The organism is Edwardsiella anguillarum ET080813 (genome assembly GCF_000264765.2).
Classification (GTDB): Bacteria; Pseudomonadota; Gammaproteobacteria; order Enterobacterales; family Enterobacteriaceae; genus Edwardsiella; species Edwardsiella anguillarum.
In genome coordinates this window covers 13,164-39,513 of the sequence record NZ_CP006665.1, presented here as the reverse complement: position 1 = coordinate 39,513, position 26,350 = coordinate 13,164, and the positions used below count along the sequence as shown (strand labels likewise).

General features: G+C 52.1%; 18 protein-coding genes and 4 pseudogenes. 7 read left to right on the top strand and 15 right to left on the bottom strand.

Annotation, left to right across the window (positions count from 1 at the left end):
- Positions 1-14 precede the first annotated feature (14 nt).
- The 4 genes from ETEE_RS18970 to ETEE_RS18955 form a co-directional block, all read right to left on the bottom strand.
- The gene (locus ETEE_RS18970) at positions 15-3,566 is read right to left on the bottom strand and encodes a conjugal transfer protein TraG N-terminal domain-containing protein (protein WP_034164965.1); all 3,552 of its coding nucleotides are present in this window, start codon (positions 3,564-3,566) and stop codon (positions 15-17) included.
- Positions 3,567-3,581: 15 nt separating this feature from the next.
- Positions 3,582-5,018, bottom strand: a complete 1,437-nt coding sequence (locus ETEE_RS18965) for a conjugal transfer protein TraH (protein WP_034164966.1) — start codon at positions 5,016-5,018, stop codon at positions 3,582-3,584.
- 1 nt (position 5,019) lies between these two features.
- Positions 5,020-6,051: a conjugal transfer protein TraF gene (traF, locus tag ETEE_RS18960; RefSeq protein ID WP_051905131.1), complete on the bottom strand. Its 1,032-nt coding sequence runs from the start codon at positions 6,049-6,051 to the stop codon at positions 5,020-5,022.
- Positions 6,052-6,209: 158 nt separating this feature from the next.
- A complete protein-coding gene (locus tag ETEE_RS18955; protein WP_034164968.1) occupies positions 6,210-7,706 on the bottom strand; it encodes a UvrD-helicase domain-containing protein in 1,497 nt (498 codons plus the stop codon).
- 225 nt (positions 7,707-7,931) lie between these two features.
- Here ETEE_RS18955 and ETEE_RS20615 point away from each other — a divergent pair, with 225 nt between their 5' ends.
- The gene (locus tag ETEE_RS20615) at positions 7,932-8,201 is read left to right on the top strand and encodes a hypothetical protein (RefSeq protein WP_071881959.1); all 270 of its coding nucleotides are present in this window, start codon (positions 7,932-7,934) and stop codon (positions 8,199-8,201) included.
- 453 nt (positions 8,202-8,654) lie between these two features.
- Here the strand turns inward: ETEE_RS20615 and ETEE_RS18950 are convergent, their stop codons facing one another.
- From ETEE_RS18950 to ETEE_RS21465, 4 genes and pseudogenes are all read right to left on the bottom strand, one after another.
- Positions 8,655-8,888: a hypothetical protein gene (locus tag ETEE_RS18950; RefSeq protein WP_034164969.1), complete on the bottom strand. Its 234-nt coding sequence runs from the start codon at positions 8,886-8,888 to the stop codon at positions 8,655-8,657.
- Positions 8,889-9,023: 135 nt separating this feature from the next.
- Positions 9,024-9,902 (bottom strand): DNA replication terminus site-binding protein, encoded by an 879-nt coding sequence (locus ETEE_RS18945; RefSeq protein WP_034164970.1) that lies wholly within the window; start codon positions 9,900-9,902, stop codon positions 9,024-9,026.
- Between the two features lie 794 nt (positions 9,903-10,696).
- Positions 10,697-11,677, bottom strand: coding sequence for an IS5-like element ISKpn26 family transposase (locus ETEE_RS18940; protein ID WP_000019440.1), 981 nt, complete (start codon positions 11,675-11,677; stop codon positions 10,697-10,699).
- A 63-nt stretch (positions 11,678-11,740) separates the two neighbouring features.
- Positions 11,741-11,893: pseudogene (locus ETEE_RS21465) on the bottom strand (PAS domain S-box protein); the annotation flags it as partial.
- 264 nt (positions 11,894-12,157) lie between these two features.
- Here ETEE_RS21465 and ETEE_RS18935 point away from each other — a divergent pair.
- The 3 genes from ETEE_RS18935 to ETEE_RS18925 all read left to right on the top strand — a co-directional run bounded on the left by ETEE_RS18935 (position 12,158) and on the right by ETEE_RS18925 (position 16,770).
- Positions 12,158-12,718 carry a recombinase family protein gene (locus tag ETEE_RS18935; protein ID WP_003124096.1) on the top strand — a complete coding sequence of 187 codons (561 nt, stop codon included), beginning with the start codon at positions 12,158-12,160 and terminating at the stop codon, positions 12,716-12,718.
- Between the two features lie 2 nt (positions 12,719-12,720).
- Entirely contained in the window at positions 12,721-15,687 is a 2,967-nt protein-coding gene (locus tag ETEE_RS18930; protein ID WP_001138070.1) for a Tn3 family transposase, read from the top strand.
- A 78-nt stretch (positions 15,688-15,765) separates the two neighbouring features.
- Entirely contained in the window at positions 15,766-16,770 is a 1,005-nt protein-coding gene (locus ETEE_RS18925) for an IS110-like element IS5075 family transposase (protein WP_040145017.1), read from the top strand.
- 253 nt (positions 16,771-17,023) lie between these two features.
- On the opposite strand, the pseudogene ETEE_RS22145 reads toward ETEE_RS18925, so the two are convergent.
- Positions 17,024-17,128: pseudogene (locus tag ETEE_RS22145) on the bottom strand (Arm DNA-binding domain-containing protein); the annotation flags it as partial.
- Positions 17,129-17,457: 329 nt separating this feature from the next.
- Between ETEE_RS22145 and sul2 the strand changes: the two are divergent.
- Together sul2 and glmM are read left to right on the top strand one after the other, a co-directional pair.
- Positions 17,458-18,273: a sulfonamide-resistant dihydropteroate synthase Sul2 gene (gene sul2 / locus ETEE_RS18915; protein ID WP_001043260.1), complete on the top strand. Its 816-nt coding sequence runs from the start codon at positions 17,458-17,460 to the stop codon at positions 18,271-18,273.
- Between the two features lie 86 nt (positions 18,274-18,359).
- Positions 18,360-18,602: pseudogene (glmM, locus tag ETEE_RS18910) on the top strand (phosphoglucosamine mutase); the annotation flags it as partial.
- A gap of 235 nt (positions 18,603-18,837) precedes the next feature.
- Here the strand turns inward: glmM and ETEE_RS18905 are convergent.
- The 6 genes and pseudogenes from ETEE_RS18905 to ETEE_RS18885 all read right to left on the bottom strand — a co-directional run bounded on the left by ETEE_RS18905 (position 18,838) and on the right by ETEE_RS18885 (position 25,509).
- Entirely contained in the window at positions 18,838-20,331 is a 1,494-nt protein-coding gene (locus tag ETEE_RS18905) for an IS91-like element ISCR2 family transposase (RefSeq protein WP_001120888.1), read from the bottom strand.
- 210 nt (positions 20,332-20,541) lie between these two features.
- Positions 20,542-20,766, bottom strand: coding sequence for a hypothetical protein (locus ETEE_RS18900; protein WP_000743213.1), 225 nt, complete (start codon positions 20,764-20,766; stop codon positions 20,542-20,544).
- Positions 20,763-21,500 (bottom strand): recombinase family protein, encoded by a 738-nt coding sequence (locus ETEE_RS18895; protein ID WP_001446887.1) that lies wholly within the window; start codon positions 21,498-21,500, stop codon positions 20,763-20,765. The genes ETEE_RS18900 and ETEE_RS18895 overlap by 4 nt, the downstream gene beginning before the upstream one ends.
- Positions 21,501-21,985: 485 nt before the next feature.
- Entirely contained in the window at positions 21,986-22,126 is a 141-nt protein-coding gene (locus ETEE_RS21575) for a hypothetical protein (RefSeq protein ID WP_001044210.1), read from the bottom strand.
- Between the two features lie 5 nt (positions 22,127-22,131).
- Positions 22,132-22,467 (bottom strand): annotated as a pseudogene (locus ETEE_RS20595) (IS6-like element IS26 family transposase); the annotation flags it as partial.
- Between the two features lie 33 nt (positions 22,468-22,500).
- Positions 22,501-25,509, bottom strand: coding sequence for a Tn3 family transposase (locus ETEE_RS18885; RefSeq protein ID WP_034165922.1), 3,009 nt, complete (start codon positions 25,507-25,509; stop codon positions 22,501-22,503).
- Between the two features lie 163 nt (positions 25,510-25,672).
- Between ETEE_RS18885 and ETEE_RS18880 the strand changes: the two genes are divergently transcribed.
- Positions 25,673-26,245, top strand: a complete 573-nt coding sequence (locus ETEE_RS18880; protein ID WP_001556711.1) for a recombinase family protein — start codon at positions 25,673-25,675, stop codon at positions 26,243-26,245.
- Positions 26,246-26,350 lie beyond the last annotated feature (105 nt).

The following is a 26,350-nucleotide window of genomic DNA, read 5'->3' as shown; positions in this document are numbered from 1 at the left end:
TTCCAGTCTTCTGATCAGAATCTTTGATTTGAGATGTTATAACCACGTATAGGTGTTAGGTAACTACCGGATCGGTCTCCAGCATCAGTCGAGTTTTGTAAGGCATTAACCAACTTATCAGTAAACTCCTCAGAGTGTTCTGATAGAACTGGACGACCTCCTTGCATCATTGGGGAGCCATCGGGGTTACGTTCGGCATACTCCATTTTTAGGTTTTGTACTGCCTGGGCCATTCTGTCTTTATCAGTATCGTATGACTCTGCATAGACGGCGGCCTGAGTCGGTGTTAGGCCATAGCGATCCTGCGCTATGGATCGCATAGTATCTTTGAATTCAGCTCCATATTGCGTCATAAACTGCTGGGCTGATGCCCCTCCAGCTTCTGAGGCTGATTTGAAAGCGGCTGCATAAAATGCTCCTCTTTCTTCCATACTCATTCCTTTTGCTGCGGCTGATAAATCAGACTCTCCAGTTAACCATTCCTTGGCTGCGCTATAGCCACTTGCTGCTGCACCTACGATATTACGCCCAAGTTTTGCCATTCCAACTACAGCTCCCCCAGCATTGCCAAACTCTTGTCTAACCGCCTCATCACTCTGTTTGGTAGCCTCAATAAATTTATCTCGTTGCTCAGGCGTCATGCTGCGTAACTGACCCATAGCTTGATTGAATGTATCGACACCGGCTTTACCTCCTGTGACCAAGGCACCACCAGCTTGTTCAGCTTTACGGTTCAACCAATCCGAAGAGTTATCCCATGCTCCCCATCCTGAGGCACTCATGGACATTTTAGGTAGAGAGTTTATCAAGTTGTTTTGAGCTCTTTGCTGATAAGGTGCCGAGAATTCTTGCTCTTGCTGTTGTGCATGAGTATTCATCCTAGATGTACCAGCCGCATTATTGTCTTGAACTAAATGACTATTGCTGGGTAACTGACTTGCTTCTGACTCGGGGTTAGTATTTGCGATAGTTGATGTTTGCTCTCTGAATCCTGGAGCAAGGTTGGGGCCGTTACCAATAGCAGTTTGTACTTCACCTGTTACTCCTGACGAATGAGGCCCTTGTATACCTTGATTTCCGTATGCATCGCCCTCGTATGAGTTATTACGGCCTGATGCGGTATTGATGGCTTGTAGTGCTGCCATATAGCCACCGGTTTCTTTCCCTGGCTCATAGTTTCGGGAGTTGGTCATAGCTGTAAGCCGGGCGGCTGCTTGAGCAACATCATGATTCATGCCGTATGCATCTGACTGATAGCGCTGTTGTAAAGAGGCCGCTTCATCTCGTACAGCTTGAGGGGCTGCATTGCGGAAGTACGAGTTAAGTTGGCCCATTGCTGCGGGGTCTTTTGATACAGCGCCTCCCAGAGCTTTAAAGTCAGTATTTGTCATCGATCCCATCTGATTTTGCAGTTGGCTCATCGTTGTGTATGTATTGCTAGCTGAGACAAGTTCGGATGCTGATGATGATAGGTTCTTGGAGAGTGTATCTCCCCATGTATGTTTAAATGACTCTCCTCCTGAGCGACTAAAGCTTTGAGCCAGTTGATTGGTAAGTGATTGAGAGTCTGCCTGTGAAAAGTTCATACCCTTCATGTATTGGCTAATACTATCAGCAGAGTACGTGGTCCCATCCTGGGAGGAGGATTCTGATGCACCTGTGACACCTCCTTTGAGGCTTACTGGTGAGCCACCGGATGCGACTGATGCGGCCTTACCGGCTAAAGGCATTAGCATTTTTGCGGCCTGAACTGCATCAATAGAGCCAGAGGCTTGTGCAGCTACGATTCCTCTTACAGCATCAGCGTGAGAGTCATTAACTTGGAATTTATCCATAAAACTTTTGGTTTGTTGATTGACCAACTGACTTTGCGATGTGTTTTGTGAGGCAATACTACGTCCTATATTGGATAACCTTGAGTAGGCTTGATCTTGGCTAACTCCATCGGATAACCCGCGGCTAAGAGTGCTTTGGAATGCCTCTGATTTTTGAGTTTGTAGTGCTTGTGCAGAGCTCACACCAGAGCTTAGTGTTGAGCCTATGGATAATTTCCCGATCATCCCCTCTGCACCTGATGCCATCACTCCACTAAATTGATTATGTTTGTAGGCTGGTTGACTCTCCATGACTGATCCCTGCTTGAGTAGATCAGGTGTTTGCATTTTTTCATCCACATGGTCTGCGCCATTGATTCGTGAAGCTAGGCTAGTAAAGGCGTAGGTGCTACCTGTCACTATGAATAGGGATATTACAGGTGTGGCAGCCGCAAGCATTCCTCCCGTCGCAATCCAGTGTTGCAGTTCATCACCCGTTTTTGATAGCGCGTACATGGAGTTGAGCCCTGATGCACTAAGGCTTGCCATACTATTGGATGCAGCGGTATGTACAAATAGGTTGATGATAGAGAGCACTGGCATCCATAACTGAATCCATAGAATGGTTTGTACATATTTTCCAGCCAGTTGAAGCCCAAAACTACCCATTACGATGATAAAAGCAATAATAGGTGTGATCGCATAAATAAAGCCTTCAAAAAATGTCAGCATAGGGCGAACTACAGTCATAAACATAGTTTGCTCCGCTGCCCATTGTGTATTTCTTTGCTGAATTGCTTGGTTGATCATTAATGCCGAGCTGTAGTCTTGCAAATCTTGGTAACGGCCAGATGCAGCTTCATTGTAGAGAGGTTCTAGAATTGCAGTCTTGAGATACTCTAAAGATGACGTTGTAGTTGCCCCTAGAGCTTCAAGAGAGTTTGTAAGTTTTGATAGTGCAGTGTTCCCAGTAGATGTATCTATCCCGAGTATGCTGTTGAGTGTATTAATAACGAAGGGACTGTTCAGATTTGCGGTAGCTGCACTTAATGCAACCCAGCCGTCTGTACATGAGTAGTCAACTCCGTCCGGAATCGCTGGCGATAAGTATAGCCTGGTCCCATATAGCTTAGATTCAAAGCGTAAGGCAGCATCAATAGGAAGAGTCATGATATCTTCGAGTGATGTAATATTCAGATCGATCTTTGTCAAAGTACATTCACGAATATAGTTATTCCATGACCGTCTGATGTCTACATAGCCGCCTCCAGATGCACGGTTGAGGGCTGCTAACACTCCGGCATCATAAGCTCGCCTTCTGGTATCGTTTAGTAGCTTTAGGGTTTCAGAAAAGTGGTTTTCTGTGATGTTGGGTACAATAACACCATATCCAGTTTCAAATAGATGAGTGATGGTATAACCAACATTAGAGATCACACCACCAGCGAACCCTACACCTATTGGTACGTTCGCTACGACACGCACCTGCCCTGTGTATGCATCTTCGATTGTTACAGTAGTTGTTGGCCCGAAGAAACATGCGTATAGAATCCAGCCTACAAGTATTTGTTGAAAATTAATCTGTTTTGCACCTTGGAAGACAGATTGGATGCAGATCATCAAAATGCCAAGAAGAAGACCGATGCTGACCATTCTCTCAAAATCACCAGTATCGGTAATCATCGAGACAGCGATCAGAATCTGCTCTAAAAAAGCAGAGTCTCCGATGGAGTAGATTGAAAATTGTCCCATAGGTAATCAGTCCCTTTACTTAGTGCTTGGCGGAGTGGATAAAGTTGCCAGCATATATTTTTGCTTTCGTATATTTTCTAATAGTGCATTGTACTTTTGTATTTGTGTCGCTAAGTCACCATATTGTGAGGATAGTAGGGAGTATTCGGAACGGATTTGTTCTTGGGATTGGGATAGCAGATCTAGTGCTTCCTTTTTATAAGGAGATTTGCTATTTGCCATAGATATCCTAGCCGCGCGGAAAAACTCCTCGGTAAAACTATACATCATCGCGAGAGCGATCGCGCCAGATGACTCTGTTGCAAAGATCGTTGCCCCATCTTGAGATAGGACAGATAGGTTACGGATAATTGTACCTAGCCCACCAGGAAGGTTTGAGACAAAAGCTTTCTCTGGGTCACTAAGGGTGCCTGAGTTAGTGGCGTATTTATATATAATCCCTGGTCTAGTGGCTGTACCTAATAACATATCTGCTATTTGATTTTTTATTCCTTTAATTGCTACTGTTTTATTGTTTGTTCCTGCACTCAAACAATTTTCCGTGTCTCCACCACATGAATAGACCTCGACAGAAGCTCCGGAGATTAGATCGGATAGAGATATTTTGTTCCCTGGGAGCGTTGTCATTGGGGTTGTTTTTGCCCCTTTACCGCTTGAGTTTGGATCGTTGACAAGATCACCAATTATAACAGTGCCAGTTAATGACATAATAGCTTCGAGAAGGGTGTTGTCACCGTATTGGAACCATGTATTTGTATTGTTGCTTTTTAATTGCTTCCAAACTATATTACCTATCATCTTGTTATATTCATCAGGTTTGTTTTCTTTCAGCTCCTCTAATGGACTCTTTCCACTAGTTTCTTGTTTTGAACCGAAGAAATCCTCAAAGAGGCCCGTAGTCGTAGCTTTTATTGATGCATCCGTTTTGTGTTTTATATCCATCCCGCTGACTAAATCATTTACGATCCCTTGAGAAAGTTGACAAGTGTTCCCCAGGTGCTGGTTGAGTGCTTGTACTTTTTTCTGGAAGTTTTCTATCCACTTAGCACCATCTGGAAAAACATTATCCAAAGCCAACTGGAATGCATACCCTTTTGCGTTAGCTGCGACAGCTCGGAGAAGCTGAACAATCTGATCTGCATTAATGAAGGATAGGGAGCCTCCGAATAGATCTACGCCACCGCATCCGGCTTTCCATGAAGGGGGAGCAAAGCTAACTAAATTTTCATCAAATATTCTTGTTTTTGTTGTAAACCGGCCACCAGCTATAACACCACGTCGTTGGCTTTCATAAACACCAGGGGGAGTTGCGTTGCTCATTTCATTGAATAATTTATCCATTTCTGATTGTAGGCCATTACTAGCGAACGCTACTGATGAGGATGACATCCAGATAGCAGTTACGATGCCTACAGCGAGTAAACTTTTTGTTGTTGTTTTAAGTCGAGCCATTTTAGTTCTCCTGTAGTTTTTCTCGGATGTATTGCATGAGTTGGTTTGGTGGTACAAAGTTTGTTTCGTTACTATTTGCCTGGGATAAGTTATGAAGATCTTTACTTAGATCGGGTGAGGCTAATCTTTCGGCAATATTATTTTCTAGATTTAGCACCGGTCGAGTTCGGTTAAACTCCTCATCTGAGATCCATGCATTACGTTTTGCTGCGACTAGGATACGATGATTTAGCTCAGGTAGAGACATTGGCCCTTGGCCTATAGGCGCAAACTCTCCATTAGGGGATGCGAGATATACAGCGGGAAATGTAACAATACCAAGCTGTTTTGCATGTCCGTTGTCTATTTTGAATGAAGGGAATAGGCCATTGCGCAGTGGTTTTCCATCCATTGATACGGGCACGATAGAGAACCCTTCGCTTTGTTCTAGCATCTTGATGAGAGGAGCCTGTAGATCACTATATTCATCGTTAGATTTATAAAAAAAGAAAATCCCTACTCTTTGTGCAACTGTTTTGAGTAATTGGTTTTTAGCATTTCCCGCATCTCGATCAACTTGCTGAGATGCGAAAGTGGCTGCGGGGCGTCGAGTAATTTCATCAAGGAATGGGTCGCCTACGACAGCCAGTTCAGTGGCGTCCGAGAATTGTTCTGAACGGTCTATGGCAAAGCGTTGCAAGTACAGGAATGTTCTAACATTCTCAACGGTAGGATTATCCCAGGCAAGGTCCTTGTATTTGGGGAGGTTATCCCTAAACCATTTCGCTGAAAACATTTCAGGACCGGCTGGTGATGTCTCTTCCTGTTTGGGGAGCGCAGGTTTAGCCTCTTCAACGGGTATAGGCTTTGGCTCCGGTTCTTTGGGCTTTTCTTCTGGCTCCAAAGGGTCTTGCTTGTACCAGAACCAACCCTCAGCTTTACGATCATAGAATCGTGACTCTGAACCATCTTGTGCCCACGTATGGCTTATGCCCCCAAGCGATAGGGAGAGCGTTGCTAAGAACGATAGTAAATTTAACGCTGGTTTTCTCATAATATCACGCACCTATTTTCCCATCCTCTTATGGTATCGATAGTTGTAGTGATATTAGGCAGGTGTAACCGCCCATTTTGGGCTCATTGAGCGCTTTGGATACCACGAGTTTTCACATGTGCAATTCACATGTGAATCTATGATTCCAAACTATTTGGTTACTTGGGGTTGTTGGATGATTCTACTGTTTCCTTTTGCTTTTTAAGCAGTCTCTTCTGAGTTATATAACGAACTACTGACTCTAGCGCACTGTTTATCGCGAGCATTCTCATTGCTCGGGTTGAGGCAACATATAGTAGGTTTATCTCATCATCTCTATCTTGAGGAGTGAGTTTCGGGTCTAATACGTCGGGAAAATCATCATATAGTTGAACAAAATCCCACTCTAACCCTTTGCATCTATGAGCTGTTGAAACACTGATATCCGCACTAAACTCCTCTTTGACTGTATTTCTTCGCAGCATGGAGAGGCGAGACGGTATATCATCATAATTATTTATTATTTTTATGGCTCGTAACATCTCCGAGTCTTTAGTTGCTTCGGCTATATCTTGATACTCTAAATAGTCTTCATACTCTTCGAGTATCTTCTTGTTTTTTATCCGTTCTTTTTCGTCACGTGAAAACCAGAAGAGATCTTGTATTTCATTAATTTGATAGGCATCAATCCCACCCACCCAGAATACTTTTGCTCCATTTTCAGTTTGCATCAATGCAGTTTCAATAACTCCCATAACTGTACGATGTAAGATTGCTTTATGCCCAATGTTATTTGGAAGAGACATTACCACTTTATCTTGAGGACCTTTCCCTACTAATGGTTTGTCCTCTTCCTTCAATTCAAGCAATGCATTAGCAACTAAGGAGACATTAGGGCCGAATCGAAAGCTATGGGTCAGATGAAGTTGATCTGCATTTTTTAGTTGTTCGCTGTCTAGAGCATTATTAGCACCTCTAAAACGATAAATTTGCTGGTGACGATCGCCAACAAGGATAACCTTGCAATTTTGCTGTAAGACAATATTGCTTGTTACTGGATTGGCGTCTTGAGCTTCATCGAAGAGAATTGTTGTATATCTTGTTGATAAATTTGGCATACTAAGTTGATATTGCTTGAGGTAGCAGTCATGTACAGTAGGGAATGGATCTTGAGGGTTTGTCATCCTATTCCATATTGCTTCGGCAGATTCTACAATCCATATTTGATATCGCTCCTGCTTTGATGTCAGTATCTTTCCTGTATTCGAACGGATAAAATGAGAATATAGAATCCGCTTATCTGCACTAGACATAAAAGTGTTTAGCGTCTCACGAATATCTTGTACCGCTGTCCAATTTTTGGTATTGACTGCCTGTGCAATATCGCTAAGCCGAATATTACCTGTCAGCTTGTGGTGATAGAGTCTGCCAATTACGGCATATGCAAGTTGATGAGATGTTTTACAATCTACATTAGCTGGAAATTTCTCTTTTGCCTCATCGCGGATTGCTCTGTTATAGGCGATATACAATATGCGAGAGTTTTGGTTTTTAAGCGCATATTTCACTAATGTCGTTGTTTTCCCTGTACCAGCATAGGCTCTTACTACTAGCCTGGAGCCTGTATAGTTCGTTATCAGTGCTTGCTCTGGTGTATCTAGAGGTAATGACTTCATGTATCACCCATTGATAATGATAGTTGGTACTATATTTTGAATATATTTTGTTGCTCAAGCACCTTTGCAATTGCCTATTTTGGGCTTTTAAGTAGAAAAAAGTTATTTTGTGACACTGTAACTGGTAAGATCTTGTTTGGTGGCTTTTTAGCTGTATTATGGAGTATAAGGGTGCTCAGTTGAGCGAAAGTTCACGCTAGGTGAGTTCAAAAGAGAACATTTGAGATGAAAGTTAAAGAATTAATTGAACAGCTTAAAAAACTTGATCCTGAAGCTGTGGTAGTGGTTGCTGGTTTTGAAACACAGAGTACAGGAAAAGTTGCCGGAGCAGACATTATCAAAGAATGCCTGACAACTTCCTGTAGTGAAGACAACATGCAGGGTAATCGCATACTGGCACAAAACGGGACATCATCAGTATGGCTTGGGTGGAGTGGCGACTACCGGACAGAGTATTTTACTCGGGCAATTGATGATCCTGACGAACTGGCATAACTGTTAAGATCGTGGGGGACTGAGGCACTACTGTGTGAGGGTATAACTCTCTCTATTTCTGAGCAGGATAGTCTTATAATTCTCTGTAGATTTCGCGTAGCGATGCCTATCTAGATGTGTAATGTGGCTCGCAAGTTATTTGTGGAAACAGGAAACATGATTGGCGATGTACCGAACAATCACAATCAGTCACATTCTTGGGGCTCGGCGAATTCCCCGATGCTGGTTTGATGCTCGTGGAGTGTCAAGACGGGCGGTGGTTTGTAGAGGTCGATCACGGCATTCCGCTTCAACGGAATGGTTGGTGTCTCTTGCCCTACCGTTATCCCTTACGTCGAGCCCCACTTTTTCGACGCGACGACGAAAACGCTGCAACTATCTTCGCCCTGGATTGTATCAAAAAGATGTATGCCGAACTTGCCAACGTAGGTAGGTACTGCCGTCAAGATGGAGTCATTGCTTATCACTCATGATGAGATTTTTAAGGCGCTGATAATCTGCCTCAATAAAAGCATCCTGTGAGGTATAGCCATTAATAGCTAGTTCATACCATAGGCTCAGAATGGCGGAGGCCTTGGCTGACTCGCAGATATAAACCATACCATGGCTGTCCAGCTTGCATTTACGGATATGCGCTTCCGCGAAATTTGTCAGTTGTTCATAGCTGAGTGAAAACTCCTGATCCATCTTGCACACTCCATCTGATAGATTTGATAGTGTCCGCTTATATATAAAATCATATCATGAATTATTTGATGCTTCGTTATTATATCTCTCCTATCCAGATGCAGATCTGAATTGGGAGGGGCGTCCATCACACCACTACACTATCGCCTCGATCGCCACTCCTGCAAACATCCCGAGCAGAGTAGATGAGGTTTTGTCGGAACGAGTTCTACGTTGTTCTGACGCGTCAAAGTCTCGTAGCATTCCAATCTTGAGAGGGTTGTCCTGGATCACGATGATCGGAAGTGGGGCAGTGACGGTTTTCAGTGCGCCAGCGGCCATGATGTTCGCCACCGGCTGCACCTTCACTTCACGGCGTTCTCGCAAAAGGTGCTCAGGTGTATCGATGACTTTCTGGAGGAGCAGCTCCAGGGGGTAACGATGTGTTGGCCCGGAGCGATCGAGCTCTTCTTGTAGTCGTTTAACGAGTTCGTTCTTGTTTGGTTTTTTCAGCGAGTCCTTACGCTGCCAAGAGAAGCGTATAGAGGAGAGCTCCTCTTGTGCGTAGCAGCGGATCTGACGATAGAGGTGTAGTGTCATGACGCCAGGGCATTCAGCGCGTAATGCTTCAAAGCGTTCATGCCTGGTCTGGTAGTTTGAGATGATGAAGTCCTCGATGGCGGCTTTTGTCGTGTTGATACGCTCAACGGTGGTTTTGATGTTATCGGCAGCGGCGCGTCCGATCCATGTTGGTGATAGCCAGATGATGCCGACGGAGCGGCGAGAAGCTTTCTGAGAGAGCTCGGGGTCGATGTGGAGATCGAGATAGCTTTGAGCGGCGGAGTTGATGGCATCCTGCCCGGATTGTACGGAGACAACAATGTGAGAGGTGGGGTCATTCTCGGCCCCCCGGAGGGTAGGGGTGATGGGAGCGACGTAAGCGGCGCGAGGGGTAAGGGCTCTCAGAGAGGAGGCGAGTAGGGAGAGGTCGTGAGAAAGGTTGGCGAAGTTGACGGAGAGGGAGTTATAGGACATAGGAGTAGCTCCGTATTGTAGTGACAGACCGATTACATTTTAGCCTGAATTAGACCATCATGCAAAGGAGGGGGGAAGAGAAGACGCCGCTATCGCGTCGTCGGGTATTGGTTGGCCATTCGCGCGCGAGAGAGAAAAATGAGAAAGAGAGAAAAAGAGAGAGAAAGAAAAAGGGCGGTCGGGCAGGAAGGGATGGGGAAGTTGAGGGGGAACGGGGGAGCTGGTAGGGGGTTGATCACCCTTCATTGCATGATGGTCTAACTTTGTCTCAATGGTAAGATTTTGGGGGAGTCAAAGGTAAAGATGTTTTGACCGATATGAAAAATCTGGTGATGAGAGGAAATTGCGTACATGGCTGGAATAAGTGATAATCAAATCACTTTTAGGCATGATTTTCGAGAACTATTATGCGTAACTTGAATTTTCGCTCTGCAACAGACTTTGAAGATTTTTGTTGTTCGTGGATGACAGAGATCGTACAGGAAAGAATGAGTAAGCACGTAAAATTCGTTTGTTTTGGTTCACTAGGTCAGGCGCAGAACGGAGTTGATATTACCAGTTATCCTGTCGGCACGCTGCCAGTAGTGGCTCAATGTAAATGGTATTCATCACGCACTTTTACCCTCACAGACTTGAACGTTGAGCTACGGAAGGTGCGAATAAGCGGGGAAATTCTTCTCGGCTGACTCAGTCATTTCATTTCTTCATGTTTGAGCCGATTTTTTCTCCCGTAAATGCCTTGAATCAGCCTATTTAGACCGTTTCTTCGCCATTTAAGGCGTTATCCCCAGTTTTTAGTGAGATCTCTCCCACTGACGTATCATTTGGTCCACCCGAAACAGGTTGGCCAGGGTGAATAACATCGCCAGTTGGTTATCGTTTTTCAGCAGCCCCTTGTATCTGGCTTTCACGAAGCCGAACTGCCGCTTGATGATGCGAAACGGGTGCTCTACCTTGGCACGGATGCTGGCTTTCATGTATTCGATGTTGATGGCCGTTTTGTTCTTGCGCGGATGCTGCTTCAAGGTTTTTACCTTGCCGGGACGCTCGGCGATCAGCCAGTCCACATCCACCTCGGCCAGCTCCTCGCGCTGTGGCGCTCCTTGGTAGCCGGCATCGGCTGAGACAAATTGCTCCTCTCCATGAAGCAGATTACCCAGCTGATTGAGGTCATGCTCGTTGGCCGCGGTGGTGACTAGGCTGTGGGTCAGGCCACTCTTGGCATCGACACCAATGTGGGCCTTCATGCCAAAGTGCCACTGATTGCCTTTCTTGGTCTGATGCATCTCCGGATCGCGTTGCTGCTCTTTGTTCTTGGTAGAGCTGGGTGCCTCAATGATGGTGGCATCCACCAAAGTGCCTTGGGTCATCATGACGCCTGCTTCGGCCAGCCAGCGATTGATGGTCTTGAACAATTGACGGGCCAGTTGATGCTGCTCGAGCAGGTGGCGGAAATTCATGATGGTGGTGCGATCCGGCAGGGCGCTATCCAGGGATAATCGGGCAAACAGGCGCATGGAGGCGATTTCGTACAGGGCATCTTCCATGGCACCGTCGCTCAGGTTGTACCAATGCTGCATGCAGTGAATACGCAGCATGGTCTCCAGCGGATAGGGCCGTCGGCCATTGCCCGCCTTGGGATAAAACGGCTCGATGACAGCGGTCATATTCTGCCATGGCAGAATCTGCTCCATGCGGGAGAGGAAAATCTCTTTTCGGGTCTGACGGCGCTTAGTGCTGAATTCACTATCGGCGAAGGTGAGTTGATGGCTCATGATGTCCCTCTGGGATGCGCTCCGGATGAATATGATGATCTCATATCAGGAACTTGTTCGCACCTTCCCTAATAGTTCTTCCTCAGTGAAACCACTGATTTTAATGAAGTCAGGATTAACGTACGTGATATGGCTTTGAGGGGAGGTAGTCGAAAGAATATTGGCATCTTTTGGGAGTTCTAAGTTTCGACCCGTCACTGGTAAATTCTGGCGCATAAGAACCTCAAGGGTTGGCTGTTTTATTTTATTGTTTTCGGCATTAAGCCCAATTTCTTGAGCGTTACGATAAAGCTAGCATGGAAACGATAGGTGCAAGCAAGTTAAGGGTTGCATCGCGCATGTCAATCTAGGCTATACCCTAACTTGGCGTCAGACCATCCGGCGCTAAATCGTCAGAATAGAGTTGCCTTCCGAATTGATTGACATACGCCGTCAAGGGTCATAGATTTCTTCCTGACACATTTCCCTCAGGAGGATACCTTGCACGGTCAGCGCATCGGTTACGTCCGCGTCAGCAGCTTCGACCAGAACCCAGAACGGCAGCTCGAACAGATCCAGGTGGATAAAGTGTTCACCGACAAGGCGTCGGGCAAGGACACACGGCGGCCCGAACTGGAACGGCTGCTCGCCTTCGTGCGCGAAGGCGACACGGTCGTGGTGCACAGCATGGATCGTCTGGCGCGCAACCTCGACGACCTGCGCCGCCTGGTGCAGGGCCTCACCCAGCGCGGCGTACGCATCGAGTTCCTTAAGGAGCATTTGACCTTCACCGGCGAGGACTCGCCGATGGCGAACCTGATGCTGTCGGTAATGGGCGCGTTCGCCGAGTTCGAACGCGCCTTGATCCGCGAGCGGCAGCGCGAGGGCATCGCGCTCGCCAAGCAGCGCGGGGCCTACCGTGGCAGGAAGAAATCCCTGTCGTCTGAGCGTATTGCCGAACTGCGCCAACGTGTCGAGGCTGGCGAGCAAAAGACCAAGCTGGCTCGTGAATTCGGAATCAGTCGCGAAACCCTGTATCAATACTTGAGAACGGATCAGTAAATATGCCACGTCGTTCAATCCTGTCCGCCGCCGAGCGCGAAAGCCTGCTGGCGTTGCCGGACACCAAGGATGAGTTGATCCGTCACTACACGTTCAGCGAAACCGACCTCTCCATCATCCGGCAGCGGCGCGGCCCGGCCAACCGGCTGGGCTTCGCCGTGCAGCTCTGTTACCTGCGCTTTCCTGGTGTCATCCTGGGCGTCGATGAGCCGCCGTTTCCGCCCTTGTTGAAACTGGTCGCCGACCAGCTCAAGGTCAGCGTCGAAAGCTGGGACGAATACGGGCAGCGGGAGCAGACCCGGCGCGAGCACCTGGTCGAACTGCAAACGGTGTTCGGCTTCCAGCCCTTTACCATGGGCCACTACCGGCAGGCCGTCCAGTTGCTGACCGAGATGGCCTTGCAGACCGACAAGGGCATCGTGCTGGCCAGCACCTTGATCGAGCACCTGCGGCAGCAGTCGGTCATTCTGCCTGCCCTCAACGCCGTCGAGCGGGCGAGCGCCGAAGCAATCACCCGCGCCAACCGGCGCATCTACGATGCCTTGGCCGAACCGCTGTCGGACGCGCATCGCCGCCGCCTCGACGATCTGCTCAAGCGTCGGGACAACGGCAAAACGACCTGGCTGGCCTGGCTGCGCCAATCGCCCGTCAAACCGAATTCGCGGCACATGCTGGAACACATCGAACGCCTCAAAGCGTGGCAGGCGCTCGACCTGCCTTCTGGCATCGAGCGGTCGGTGCACCAGAACCGCCTGCTCAAGATCGCCCGTGAGGGTGGCCAGATGACGCCCGCCGACCTGGCCAAGTTCGAGGCGCAGCGACGCTATGCCACCCTGGTGGCGCTTGCCATCGAGGGCATGGCCACCGTCACCGACGAAATCATCGACCTGCACGACCGCATCCTGGGCAAGCTGTTCAACGCCGCCAAGAACAAGCATCAGCAGCAATTCCAGGCGTCCGGCAAGGCGATCAACGCCAAGGTGCGGCTGTTCGGCCGCATCGGCCAGGCGCTGATCGAGGCCAAGCAGGCGGGCCGCGATCCGTTCGCCGCCATCGAGGCCGTCATGTCCTGGGATGCCTTCGCCGAGAGCGTCACCGAAGCGCAGAAGCTTGCGCAGCCCGAGGACTTCGATTTCCTGCACCGCATCGGCGAAAGCTACGCCACGCTGCGCCGCTACGCGCCGGAATTCCTTGCCGTGCTCAAGCTGCGGGCCGCTCCCGCCGCGAAGGACGTGCTCGACGCCATCGAGGTGCTGCGCGGCATGAACAGCGACAACGCCCGCAAGGTGCCCGCCGACGCGCCGACCGAGTTCATCAAGCCGCGCTGGCAGAAGCTGGTCATGACCGACACCGGCATCGACCGGCGCTACTACGAACTGTGCGCGCTGTCGGAGATGAAGAACGCGTTGCGTTCCGGCGACATCTGGGTGCAGGGGTCGCGCCAGTTCAAGGACTTCGAGGACTACCTGGTGCCGCCCGCGAAATTCGCCAGCCTCAAGCAGGCCAGCGAATTGCCGCTGGCCGTGGCCACCGACTGCAACCGGTACCTGAACGACCGGCTGACGCTGCTGGAAACACAGCTTGCCACCGTCAACCGTATGGCGACGGCCAACGAGCTGCCGGACGCCATCATCACCGAGTCAGGCTTGAAGATCACGCCGCTCGACGCGGCGGTACCCGACACCGCCCAAGCGCTGATCGACCAGACGGCAATGATCCTGCCGCACGTCAAGATCACCGAACTGCTGCTGGAGGTGGACGAATGGACGGGCTTCACTCGGCATTTCGCGCATCTGAAATCGGGCGACCCGGCCAAAGACAAGAACCTGTTGCTGACCACGATCCTCGCCGACGCGATCAACCTGGGCCTGACCAAGATGGCGGAGTCTTGCCCCGGCACGACCTACGCCAAGCTGGCTTGGCTGCAAGCCTGGCACATCCGCGACGAAACCTACGGGGCGGCGCTGGCCGATCTGGTCAACGCACAGTTCCGCCATCCCTTCGCCGAGCACTGGGGCGACGGCACCACCTCATCGTCGGACGGCCAGAACTTCCGCACCGGCAGCAAGGCCGAGAGCACCGGCCACATCAACCCGAAATACGGGAGCAGCCCAGGGCGGACGTTCTACACCCACATTTCTGACCAGTACGCGCCATTTCACACCAAGGTCGTGAACGTCGGCGTGCGCGATTCGACCTACGTGCTCGACGGCCTGCTGTACCACGAGTCCGACTTGCGGATCGAGGAGCATTACACCGACACGGCGGGCTTCACCGATCACGTCTTCGCCCTGATGCACCTCCTGGGCTTCCGCTTCGCGCCGCGCATCCGCGACCTGGGCGACACCAAGCTCTACATCCCGAAGGGCGACGCCGCCTATGACGCGCTGAAACCCATGATCGGCGGCACGCTCAACATCAAGCACGTCCGCGCCCATTGGGACGAAATCCTGCGGCTGGCCACCTCGATCAAGCAGGGCACGGTGACGGCCTCCCTGATGCTCCGAAAGCTCGGCAGCTACCCACGCCAGAACGGCCTGGCCGTGGCGCTCCGCGAGCTGGGCCGCATCGAGCGCACGCTGTTCATCCTGGACTGGCTGCAAAGCGTGGAACTGCGCCGCCGCGTGCATGCCGGCCTGAACAAGGGCGAGGCGCGCAATGCGCTGGCCAGGGCAGTGTTTTTCAACCGCCTGGGTGAAATCCGCGACCGCAGTTTCGAGCAGCAGCGCTACCGGGCTAGCGGCCTCAATCTGGTAACGGCTGCCGTCGTGTTGTGGAACACGGTCTATCTGGAACGGGCTGCGCACGCGCTGCGTGGCAACGGCCATGCCGTTGATGACGCGCTGTTGCAGTACCTGTCGCCGCTCGGTTGGGAGCACATCAACCTCACCGGCGATTACCTCTGGCGCAGCAGCGCCAAGATCGGCGCGGGCAAGTTCAGGCCGCTACGACCGCTGCAACCGGCTTAGCGTGCTTTATTTAATGAGATGGTCACTCCCTCCTTCCCAGTACTATGCTGAGGACAGGCTTTCATTCGGAGAACCATCATGGAAAACATTGCGCTTATTGGTATCGATCTGGGTAAGAACTCTTTCCATATTCATTGTCAGGATCATCGTGGGAAGGCCGTTTACCGTAAAAAATTCACCCGACCAAAGCTAATCGAATTTCTGGCGACATGCCCGGCAACAACCATCGCGATGGAAGCCTGTGGCGGTTCTCACTTTATGGCACGCAAGCTGGAAGAGTTAGGGCATTTTCCAAAGCTGATATCACCGCACTTTGTCCGCCCATTCGTTAAAAGCAACAAAAATGACTTCGTTGATGCTGAAGCTATCTGTGAAGCAGCATCACGTCCATCTATGCGTTTCGTGCAGCCCAGAACCGAATCTCAGCAGGCAATGCGAGCTCTGCATCGTGTCCGTGAATCCCTGGTTCAGGATAAGGTGAAAACAACTAATCAGATGCATGCTTTTCTGCTGGAATTTGGTATCAGCGTTCCGCGAGGTGCTGCCGTTATTAGTCGACTGAGTACCCTTCTTGAGGACAGTAGTTTGCCTCTTTATCTCAGCCAGTTACTGCTGAAATTACAACAGCATTATCACTATCTTGTTGAGCAGATTACAGATCTGGAATCTCAGTTGAAACGAAAGTTGGACGAAGATGAGGTTGGACAGCGCTTGCTGAGTATTCCCTGCGTTGGAACGCTGACTGCCAGTACTATTTCAACTGAGATTGGCGACGGGAAGCAGTACGCCAGCAGCCGTGACTTTGCGGCGGCAACAGGGCTGGTACCCCGACAGTACAGCACGGGAGGTCGGACGACATTGTTAGGGATTAGCAAGCGGGGCAACAAAAAGATCCGAACTTTGTTGGTTCAGTGTGCCAGGGTATTCATACAAAAACTGGAACACCAGTCTGGCAAGTTGGCCGACTGGGTCAGGGAGTTGTTGTGTCGGAAAAGCAACTTAGTCGTCACCTGTGCTCTGGCAAACAAGCTGGCCAGAATAGCCTGGGCACTGACGGCGCGACAGCAAACTTACGAAGCATAAAGGCAGAAATACACCAGTTTAAACAATCATTCATCTGGTTTTGCGAATACTGATATTGATGATACTAACGGCCCACCGGCCTGTTGAGGAACCTGTAAAACGGAAAGGCTCATTGAAGCCGTATATTTTCTGGAGGTTCATCAGGCGCGGAACTCATCGAGGCGCGGGAATAAAATCCCATTCAGACGCCGGATAGATTCAAGCAAGCCAACTTGTCGTCAAAATCGGTGTTGCAAAAACGGGAGTGACCATAGATTCCGTTTTCTGAGGCGACCCCCACATAGAGACCTTCCCGGTCATTCACTTTGTAGAGTTTGTCCCTGGGCTTGAGATTGCGCAGCTTGGTATCGGTCAGCATGTACCTTGTCCTTCTTCGTCTCCGATACCCACTCTATTGTAAACAAGACATTTTTATCTTTTATATTCAATGGCTTATTTTCCTGCTAATTGGTAATACCATGAAAAATACCATGCTCAGAAAAGGCTTAACAATATTTTGAAAAATTGCCTACTGAGCGCTGCCGCACAGCTCCATAGGCCGCTTTCCTGGCTTTGCTTCCAGATGTATGCTATTCTGCTCCTGCAGCTAATGGATCACCGCAAACAGGTTACTCGCCTGGGGATTCCCTTTCGACCCGAGCATCCGTATGAGACTCATGCTCGATTATTATTATTATAGAAGCCCCCATGAATAAATCGCTCATCATTTTCGGCATCGTCAACATAACCTCGGACAGTTTCTCCGATGGAGGCCGGTATCTGGCGCCAGACGCAGCCATTGCGCAGGCGCGTAAGCTGATGGCCGAGGGGGCAGATGTGATCGACCTCGGTCCGGCATCCAGCAATCCCGACGCCGCGCCTGTTTCGTCCGACACAGAAATCGCGCGTATCGCGCCGGTGCTGGACGCGCTCAAGGCAGATGGCATTCCCGTCTCGCTCGACAGTTATCAACCCGCGACGCAAGCCTATGCCTTGTCGCGTGGTGTGGCCTATCTCAATGATATTCGCGGTTTTCCAGACGCTGCGTTCTATCCGCAATTGGCGAAATCATCTGCCAAACTCGTCGTTATGCATTCGGTGCAAGACGGGCAGGCAGATCGGCGCGAGGCACCCGCTGGCGACATCATGGATCACATTGCGGCGTTCTTTGACGCGCGCATCGCGGCGCTGACGGGTGCCGGTATCAAACGCAACCGCCTTGTCCTTGATCCCGGCATGGGGTTTTTTCTGGGGGCTGCTCCCGAAACCTCGCTCTCGGTGCTGGCGCGGTTCGATGAATTGCGGCTGCGCTTCGATTTGCCGGTGCTTCTGTCTGTTTCGCGCAAATCCTTTCTGCGCGCGCTCACAGGCCGTGGTCCGGGGGATGTCGGGGCCGCGACACTCGCTGCAGAGCTTGCCGCCGCCGCAGGTGGAGCTGACTTCATCCGCACACACGAGCCGCGCCCCTTGCGCGACGGGCTGGCGGTATTGGCGGCGCTGAAAGAAACCGCAAGAATTCGTTAACTGCACATTCGGGATATTTCTCTATATTCGCGGTTCAGCAGGCATGTCCCCTTTGAGGGCGACCCGACGACAGGATAATCGACCTTATGGTGCGCAAATATTTCGGCACAGACGGTATTCGTGGCAAAGCCAACGAAGGCGCGATGACGGCGGAAACCGCCTTGCGCGTCGGCATGGCGGCTGGCCGTGTCTTTCGTCGCGGTGACCACCGCCATCGTGTCGTGATCGGCAAGGATACGCGCCTGTCGGGCTATATGCTTGAACCCGCGCTCACAGCCGGTTTCACCTCGATGGGCATGGACGTATTCCTTTTTGGCCCGCTGCCGACAACGTATAGGAAGAATAAACGCCCTTTTCACCCAAGTCCAACAGCTTTGGACCGCAGTTGACTCTTTCGACACCCCTGCGATGCAACCCAATCCGTCTGACGGGGAGCCAGCAACGCTGAAAATTTACCCTCCTCTTTCCCACTAGCGGCTCCTTTTCCGACAACCAGCACGGCGGATCCCTGCCGCGGCGCTGTGAACGCAGCATTTTGATTGGTATCGTTGGCCTTCAGGCTCGTCAGTCAAACAGACCCAGGAGCAGCTCAGCCGGTGGCGCCCGGCTTTCGGGTAACGCCCTGGTCCCGCTGGTTTCGGCTTTGTGCTTCAGGTGATCAAGGATCTGCTTGATCACTATAGGGTCTTCAATGCAGGCGATGACTTTCATGGCGCCGCCGCAGCCGCTGCAGGTCTCGATGTCGATATTGAAAACACGCTTGAGCCGTTGCGCCCATGTCATCGACGCTCGCCGTTGTGCTGGTGTTGCCGGTTCATCAGCCACCCTGACCTTGTTGCCCCTGCCCCGTTTTGCCGGCGTGACCAACGCCCGGTGCCGACTGTTGGGTGCGAACACCCCGTGGAAGCGGGTTAGGTTGACTCTGGGCTTCGGTACCAGGGCGGCCAGCCTTGCAATGAAATCCAATGGTTCGAAAATGACGTGCGTGGTGCCGTCCCGGTACGGCGTCTTGAGCTGGTAGCGCACGTTGCCGCCTCGTGTTAACGACAGCCGCTTCTCGGATACCGCCGGGCGGCTGATGTACCGGCACAGCCGTTCGAGCTTCTTGCGTTCATCGGCCCTGGCCGCCACGCCGGCGTGCAGGCTGGACCCGGCTACCTTGCCAATCCCGTCACCGAACGGATCACCACTGGTCGGCAGAGTTTGCAAAGTGAACACCTTTCGCCCCGCCTGTGAACCGACAGCGATACGGTAAGTGATCGAGTGCCCCAGCAGGGGTGTCATCGGGTCGTCATCCACCGCATCCGAGGCCAGATAGCTGTTTTCGACATCCCGTTCCAGCAGGCCTTGCCGTTCCAGATAGCGACCCACCCGGTGGGCGATGGTGTGCGTCAGCTGGGTGAGCTCTGGGCTGGTCGGCGCCTTGACCCAGCGGAAACGCGCTGAGCCGTGGGATTGCTCGACATACACACCGTCGAGAAACAGCATGTGGAAGTGAACATTCAGATTGAGCGCCGATCCAAAACGCTGGATCAGGGTGACCGCGCCCGTCTTGGCCACTTGGTGGGTATGGCCCGCTTTCTTGACCAGGTGCGTGGCAATGACGCGGTAAACGATGCCCAGCACCCACCCCATGATCTCGGGCCGGCTGGCAAACAGGAAACGCAGCTGAAACGGGAAGCTCAACACCCACTGACGCATGGGTTGTTCAGGCAGTACTTCATCAACCAGCAAGGCGGCACTTTCGGCCATCCGCCGCGCCCCACAGCTCGGGCAGAAACCGCGACGCTTACAGCTGAAAGCGACCAGGTGCTCGGCGTGGCAAGACTCGCAGCGAACCCGTAGAAAGCCATGCTCCAGCCGCCCGCATTGGAGAAATTCTTCAAATTCCCGTTGCACATAGCCCGGCAATTCCTTTCCCTGCTCTGCCATAAGCGCAGCGAATGCCGGGTAATACTCGTCAACGATCTGATAGAGAAGGGTTTGCTCGGGTCGGTGGCTCTGGTAACGACCAGTATCCCGATCCCGGCTGGCCGTCCTGGCCGCCACATGAGGCATGTTCCGCGTCCTTGCAATACTGTGTTTACATACAGTCTATCGCTTAGCGGAAAGTTCTTTTACCCTCAGCCGAAATGCCTGCCGTTGCTAGACATTGCCAGCCAGTGCCCGTCACTCCCACTCGATTGTAAACAAGCACACAAAACCCTTTAGTGACAACAATTTGCAAGAACTATCAGGCTCAGTGCCATGAAAAATACCATGACCAGATCATGAGGTTGAACACGGCTTGCGCCGGCAGCGTTCACGCTCCTGGTCGGCGATCTCGCCCGGCTGCAATGCTAGCTCAGCATCGGTCATGCGCTCCAGCACGTCGCGTAGGCGGATGGTGCAAGGAATGGGCGGCAGCTCGAACTCATAGCCGCCGGCGATCATTTCGGCCGCAATCTCCTCGGTGATGAAAAACGGCTCGTCGTCTTGGTTCGGCTTCTTCATGCCCTTTCCTCCTGGCGCTCATCCTGGCCGACAGCGGCCAGGGCATCGGCTTCCGTCAATGCGTCCTCCACGAACGCGCCGTGCTGCTTCGCTTCGGCCTGGCTGACCTCGGCCCATATCCGTTTCACCTGGGCCGCACTGTACCCGGCCAGCTCGGCGGTCTTGTTGATGCTGTAGCCGGACTTGCGCAGCGCGACAACTTGGGCGCGGCGCTTCGGATCAGCACGGCGGCCCTTGTACCGCCCGGCCTGGCGGGCCAACTCAATGCCTTGGCGCTGGCGTTCGCGCCTGTCCTCGTAGTCGTCGCGGGCCATCTGCAAGGCCAGGCGAAAAAGCATGATCTGCACGGCTTCCAGCACGATCTTGGCGACGCCCTGGGCCTCGGCCGCCAGGTCGGATAGATCGACCACGCCAGGGACGGCCAGGCTTGCGCCTTTGGCCTGTATCGAGGCCACCAGGCGCTCGGCCTCGGGCAAAGGTAGGCGGCTGATGCGGTCGATCTTCTCGGCAATGACCACCTCGCCGGGCTGTAGGTCGCCGATCATGCGCAGCAGCTCAGGCCGGTCGGCGCGTGCGCCGGATGCCTTCTCACGGTAGATGCCGGCGACGTAGTAGCCGGCGGCCTTCGCGGCCGTAGTGATCGCCTCTTGGCGTTCCAAGTCCTGCGCGTCGGTGCTGACGCGCAGATAGACCCGCGCCACCATCGGCGCGGCTACTGGCTTCGTCCTGCGCATACTTGCGGGCTCCTTTGGGCATACGCAAAGTGTCCGGTCATGCTACCCCCGGCCAAAAAGGCCGTCATGCGATTTATCTTGGCCGGGTCGTTATTGGCGGGTCTAAATGGCCGCTCCGTGGATCTCATCGCCAGAAATGGCGATGCGAGATCCAGGGCAGGGCGGCCGCCATCGTCAGACCTGGCGATGGTCGACGCCGGCGCGCATCGTCGGATGTGGCGATGCGAGCTCGAGGTCGGTGGCCACCGCCGGCGACCTGGTGCCATCGTCGGCAATGGCGATGCTGCAGCTCGACGTGCGCGGCCTGGTCGTCTCGGCATCGTCGGATGCGGCGATGCTCGAGCGAGGCGAAAAAAAACCGCCTCGGGGTGTCCGAGGCGGCAAGTCTGCATGCGGTTCAGGGAGGAAGAAACCGCGCCGGCGATCAGGGAGGAAAACCGCGCGGCCTGATGTGCAGCTCGGCCACTTTAGCCGGATTTTTCGACTTATCCGATGCGAGCGGCCCGCCGTGGGCGCTGCTCGATCTGCTGTTGCTTTTTCTCGACGTGCTTCTGCTCCTGGTGCTGCTGCTCGTCGCGCGGCACTGTTGCAAAGTTAGCGATGAGGCAGCCTTTTGTCTTATTCAAAGGCCTTACATTTCAAAAACTCTGCTTACCAGGCGCATTTCGCCCAGGGGATCACCATAATAAAATGCTGAGGCCTGGCCTTTGCGTAGTGCACGCATCACCTCAATACCTTTGATGGTGGCGTAAGCCGTCTTCATGGATTTAAATCCCAGCGTGGCGCCGATTATCCGTTTCAGTTTGCCATGATCGCATTCAATCACGTTGTTCCGGTACTTAATCTGTCGGTGTTCAACGTCAGACGGGCACCGGCCTTCGCGTTTGAGCAGAGCAAGCGCGCGACCATAGGCGGGCGCTTTATCCGTGTTGATGAATCGCGGGATCTGCCACTTCTTCACGTTGTTGGGGTTTGAGGGCCAATGGAACGAAAACGTACGCTAAGAAGTTAATTCATTGTTTAAATTGAAATTTAGTTCTCTCAGTTCCCCCTTCAAAATATCCTCCGGTAGCGTAAACGTATAATGCCCCAGCATATTGATATGCCCGTGCATCAGTGGGGACAACCGGGCGATATCTTCAACCCCGATTTCTTCTCCATTACTGCGTATCCAGCTCAGGGCTTCCTGCATATAAAGTGTGTTCCACAGTACCACTGCGTTAGTGATCAGGCCCAGTGCCCCCAGCTGATCTTCCTGACCTTCACGATAGCGCTTTCTGATCTCACCGCGCTGCCCGTAGCAGATCGCCCTCGCCACAGCATGGCGGCCTTCCCCCCGGTTTAGCTGCGTCAGGATCCGCCGACGATAATCCTCATCATCAATATAATTAAGAAGGTACAGCGTCTTGTTGACGCGCCCCACTTCCATGATCGCCTGTGCCAGCCCTGATGGGCGCGAGCTTTTCAGCAAAGAGCGAATGAGTTCTGAAGCATGAATGGTGCCCAGTTTCAGCGAACCGGCGGTTCGCATCATCTCATCCCACTGATCCTCGGCTTTCGACAGATCGGCACAACCACGTGCCAGTTCGTCCAGTGCACCGTAATTTGCCGATTTATCCACTCGCCAGAATACCGCTTCACCGGCATCGGCAAGCCGGGGGGAAAACTGGTATCCCAGCAGCCAGAAGAGGCCAAAAATAATGTCGCTGGTACCGGCTGTGTCTGTCATGATCTCAACCGGATTCAGCCCTGTCTGCTGCTCCAGAAGGCCTTCCAGCACAAAAATGGAATCTCGTAATGTGCCGGGGACAACGATGCCGTGGAATCCAGAGTACTGATCAGAGACGAAGTTGTACCAGGTGATGCCACGTCCGGAACCAAAATATTTTCTGTTAGGTCCTGAATTGACGGTTTTCACCGGCGTGACAAAGCGCATGCCATCAGCTGAAGCCACTTCGCCACCACCCCAGCGGCCAGCAAGCTCCAGTGTGGACTGAAAATCAACCAGGCGGGCATTGGCGCTGACCAGCGTTTCTGCCCGGAGGTAATTCTGTTTTACCCAGCTAAGCCGGTGGCGCGTCAGCGCCGGTATATTGTGCTTTATCAGCGGTTCCAGCCCGATATTGCAGGCCTCTGCCATCAGGACCGCGCACAGGCTGATGTGCAGATCCTGTGCCCGGGCCCCGGATTCACTGACATGCGTAAACTCACGTGTAAATCCCGTTCTGGCATCTATTTCAAGCAACAGTTCCGTCAAATCTACTGGCGGGAGTAGCAGCCTTACCCGACTGTTGAGACGATGCAACGATGTTGGCTCCTCCAGTTTCTCCAGGCTGCTGATAGTCAGGGAAGGATGTTTACCGTCATGGCAAATATGAACCTCCGCATTTCCTTCAAAGCGGGATGCGACGGTTTTCCAGGTTTCATCTAGCTGGACCGCCAACTGTTGCACGCCTTTATGTCCATCAGTGGGATGTCCCAGCGCCCGGCAAACGGGGACCCGCTGAGCCTGCCATTCTTCCCCCTGCAACAGCTTCTCGCGGGGATTTCCCCAGCGATCGCTGTTTTCGAGCCAGATGTCCCTTCGACGTAGTGCATCCTGAAGGCGCTCCAGCAGACAAAGCGAGTAACCGGCACGCTGTATCCGGCCCTCCGCATCGTATACCAGGCGTTTCCAGGGGCCGGTAATAATATGTTCAGGCGCATTGTCCAGGATGCGCTTTTTCGAGCCGTTCAGTTCGGTCAGATAATGAATGGCGGACAACGTATGTTCTCCGGCTGGCGCTGCCTGGAAATGCAGGTCGCGCAATACCGCCGGAAGAAAGCGCTTTACCCGCCCGTACTGCTCCACCATTTCGTCATGGAAATTGTTGTTCTGAGGCCGGGCCAGCTCATTTACCTTGCTGACGGATTCTGCCAGCCTGCTTTTCGGTATGCTGTTGAATATGGTCTCCCTCAGTTCAGCATCGTCAGCCTGTTCATCCAGCAACAATGAACATGCCCGCGCCAATATTAGCGCAGCACGATCAAGATCTTTAAGCGTCCTGAGCCGTTTTTTCTGCCCCGTTTTCTTCGCCGCACGAGTGATATCCAGTATCAGCATATCGAGCACATCAACGGCCTCATCCAGCGCCGCAGTCTCCTGCGCTTTAACGAATGCTGTGAGTACGGCCAGTTTTCTCTGCTGTGGCATTCGCGCGATATATTTTACCGACGCCATGCCTGCGTAACGGGCCAAATTACGCAGTTGTATAGCAGGCAGACCGGTAAAATTCAGTCGGGAAAATTCCAGGTTTCGCAGCCGGATATACCGCTCCAGCGCTTCGGTAAATGCCGGGCCGCTGACGGTGACCGGTCCCTTTTTCAGTTGCTCCAGCGGTGAAGTACGCTGCCCCTCAGGAATGTCCAGAAGCTCCGTCACGCGGGCGGTCTGCCAGCTGTCCGGCAACGCGGCCAGTTTCTTCCACAGCCGCTGATTTGCCCGTTCGCGTATTTCACTGACGAGACGTACAAGTGTGGTTGCTCCGGGCAGCAGGACCTTATTCTGAAGCAGCCACGCGGTGGCAAAATCAAACATAAGGCCGGGTCGCTCATTACTGAGCCATGCGCGGGTGTACAGCAGGCGCTTCAGGCGGAAAGACCAGGGGAAATCACCAAATTCATGGTAACCGTAATATTCCTTAATCAGCGCAGTATGCTCTCTGAGGGTGGTAACCCGTTCTGCGTAGCGGGTAAGGACTTCCGGACGGCGAATATTAAGCTGCACCGCGACAAATTGCTGAACACCTGGCAGAACCCGGGTTAAGTCTGTCAGAAAGGTGCCCAGAAAACGGGCGGTGGTGAGCTGAAGCGCAATTCCCAGCCGGTTATGCCTTCCCCGCCGCTGGTTAATGAAGGCAAGATCCCGCTCATCAAGATGAAAATAGCGCGCCAGCTGCACGTCATTGGGTTCTGCAACATAGCGACCATAATTCAGTTCCTGCTCAGTGGTCAGAAAATCGACGGGCATACCGGCCTCCCTGCCTGATGGTCATGAATTAACAATTTCGCAACCGTCCGAAATATTATAAATTCTCGGACACACTAAAATGGTGTTGTCTAGGTGTCTATTAAATCGATTTTTTGTTATAACAGACACCCACTGTCCGATATTTGATTTAGGATACATTTTTATGCGACTTTTTGGTTACGCACGGGTATCAACAAGCCAGCAGTCCCTCGATATTCAGATCAAGGGGCTTAAAGAGGCGGGGGTGAAAGCCAGTCGCATATTTACCGACAAAGCATCCGGCAGTTCTACCGACAGGAAAGGACTGGATCTGCTGCGAATGAAGGTGGAGGAAGGTGACGTCATCCTGGTGAAGAAACTCGACCGGCTTGGCCGCGACACTGCCGATATGATCCAACTGATAAAAGAATTCGACGCTCAGGGAGTCGCGGTCCGATTCATAGACGACGGGATCAGCACCGACGGTGAAATGGGGAAAATGGTTGTGACCATTCTTTCAGCTGTAGCCCAGGCCGAACGCAGGAGGATTCTGGAGCGTACGAACGAAGGACGGCAGGAGGCCAGGCTGAAAGGTATCCGGTTTGGCCGAAAGCGCATCATCGACAGAAATAGTGTACTGGCACTTCATCAGCAGGGAACTGGTGCAACAGATATTGCCCGCCGGCTCAGTATTGCCCGTTCCACTGTTTATAAAATTCTGGAAGATGAGAGCCGGGTTAATCTGAGCAAAATTTGAGGACACGAGTGATGTAAAGGCATTCAACAATTGCATGAGTGTGTTCTGGCGACAGCATGAAGCCGAATTCTCTCGCTTTCTGACATCGAAGACAGGTGATAGCGA

Bases quoted from the DNA above. Each gene is read 5' to 3' on its own strand.
- ETEE_RS18970 (WP_034164965.1), bottom strand. From the start codon at position 3,566: ATGGGACAATTTTCAATCTACTCCATCGGAGACTCTGCTTTTTTAGAG.
- ETEE_RS18965 (WP_034164966.1), bottom strand. From the start codon at position 5,018: ATGGCTCGACTTAAAACAACAACAAAAAGTTTACTCGCTGTAGGCATC.
- traF (WP_051905131.1), bottom strand. From the start codon at position 6,051: ATGAGAAAACCAGCGTTAAATTTACTATCGTTCTTAGCAACGCTCTCC.
- ETEE_RS18955 (WP_034164968.1), bottom strand. From the start codon at position 7,706: ATGAAGTCATTACCTCTAGATACACCAGAGCAAGCACTGATAACGAAC.
- ETEE_RS20615 (WP_071881959.1), top strand. From the start codon at position 7,932: ATGAAAGTTAAAGAATTAATTGAACAGCTTAAAAAACTTGATCCTGAA.
- ETEE_RS18950 (WP_034164969.1), bottom strand. From the start codon at position 8,888: ATGGATCAGGAGTTTTCACTCAGCTATGAACAACTGACAAATTTCGCG.
- ETEE_RS18945 (WP_034164970.1), bottom strand. From the start codon at position 9,902: ATGTCCTATAACTCCCTCTCCGTCAACTTCGCCAACCTTTCTCACGAC.
- ETEE_RS18940 (WP_000019440.1), bottom strand. From the start codon at position 11,677: ATGAGCCATCAACTCACCTTCGCCGATAGTGAATTCAGCACTAAGCGC.
- ETEE_RS18930 (WP_001138070.1), top strand. From the start codon at position 12,721: ATGCCACGTCGTTCAATCCTGTCCGCCGCCGAGCGCGAAAGCCTGCTG.
- ETEE_RS18925 (WP_040145017.1), top strand. From the start codon at position 15,766: ATGGAAAACATTGCGCTTATTGGTATCGATCTGGGTAAGAACTCTTTC.
- sul2 (WP_001043260.1), top strand. From the start codon at position 17,458: ATGAATAAATCGCTCATCATTTTCGGCATCGTCAACATAACCTCGGAC.
- ETEE_RS18905 (WP_001120888.1), bottom strand. From the start codon at position 20,331: ATGCCTCATGTGGCGGCCAGGACGGCCAGCCGGGATCGGGATACTGGT.
- ETEE_RS18900 (WP_000743213.1), bottom strand. From the start codon at position 20,766: ATGAAGAAGCCGAACCAAGACGACGAGCCGTTTTTCATCACCGAGGAG.
- ETEE_RS18895 (WP_001446887.1), bottom strand. From the start codon at position 21,500: ATGCGCAGGACGAAGCCAGTAGCCGCGCCGATGGTGGCGCGGGTCTAT.
- ETEE_RS18885 (WP_034165922.1), bottom strand. From the start codon at position 25,509: ATGCCCGTCGATTTTCTGACCACTGAGCAGGAACTGAATTATGGTCGC.
- ETEE_RS18880 (WP_001556711.1), top strand. From the start codon at position 25,673: ATGCGACTTTTTGGTTACGCACGGGTATCAACAAGCCAGCAGTCCCTC.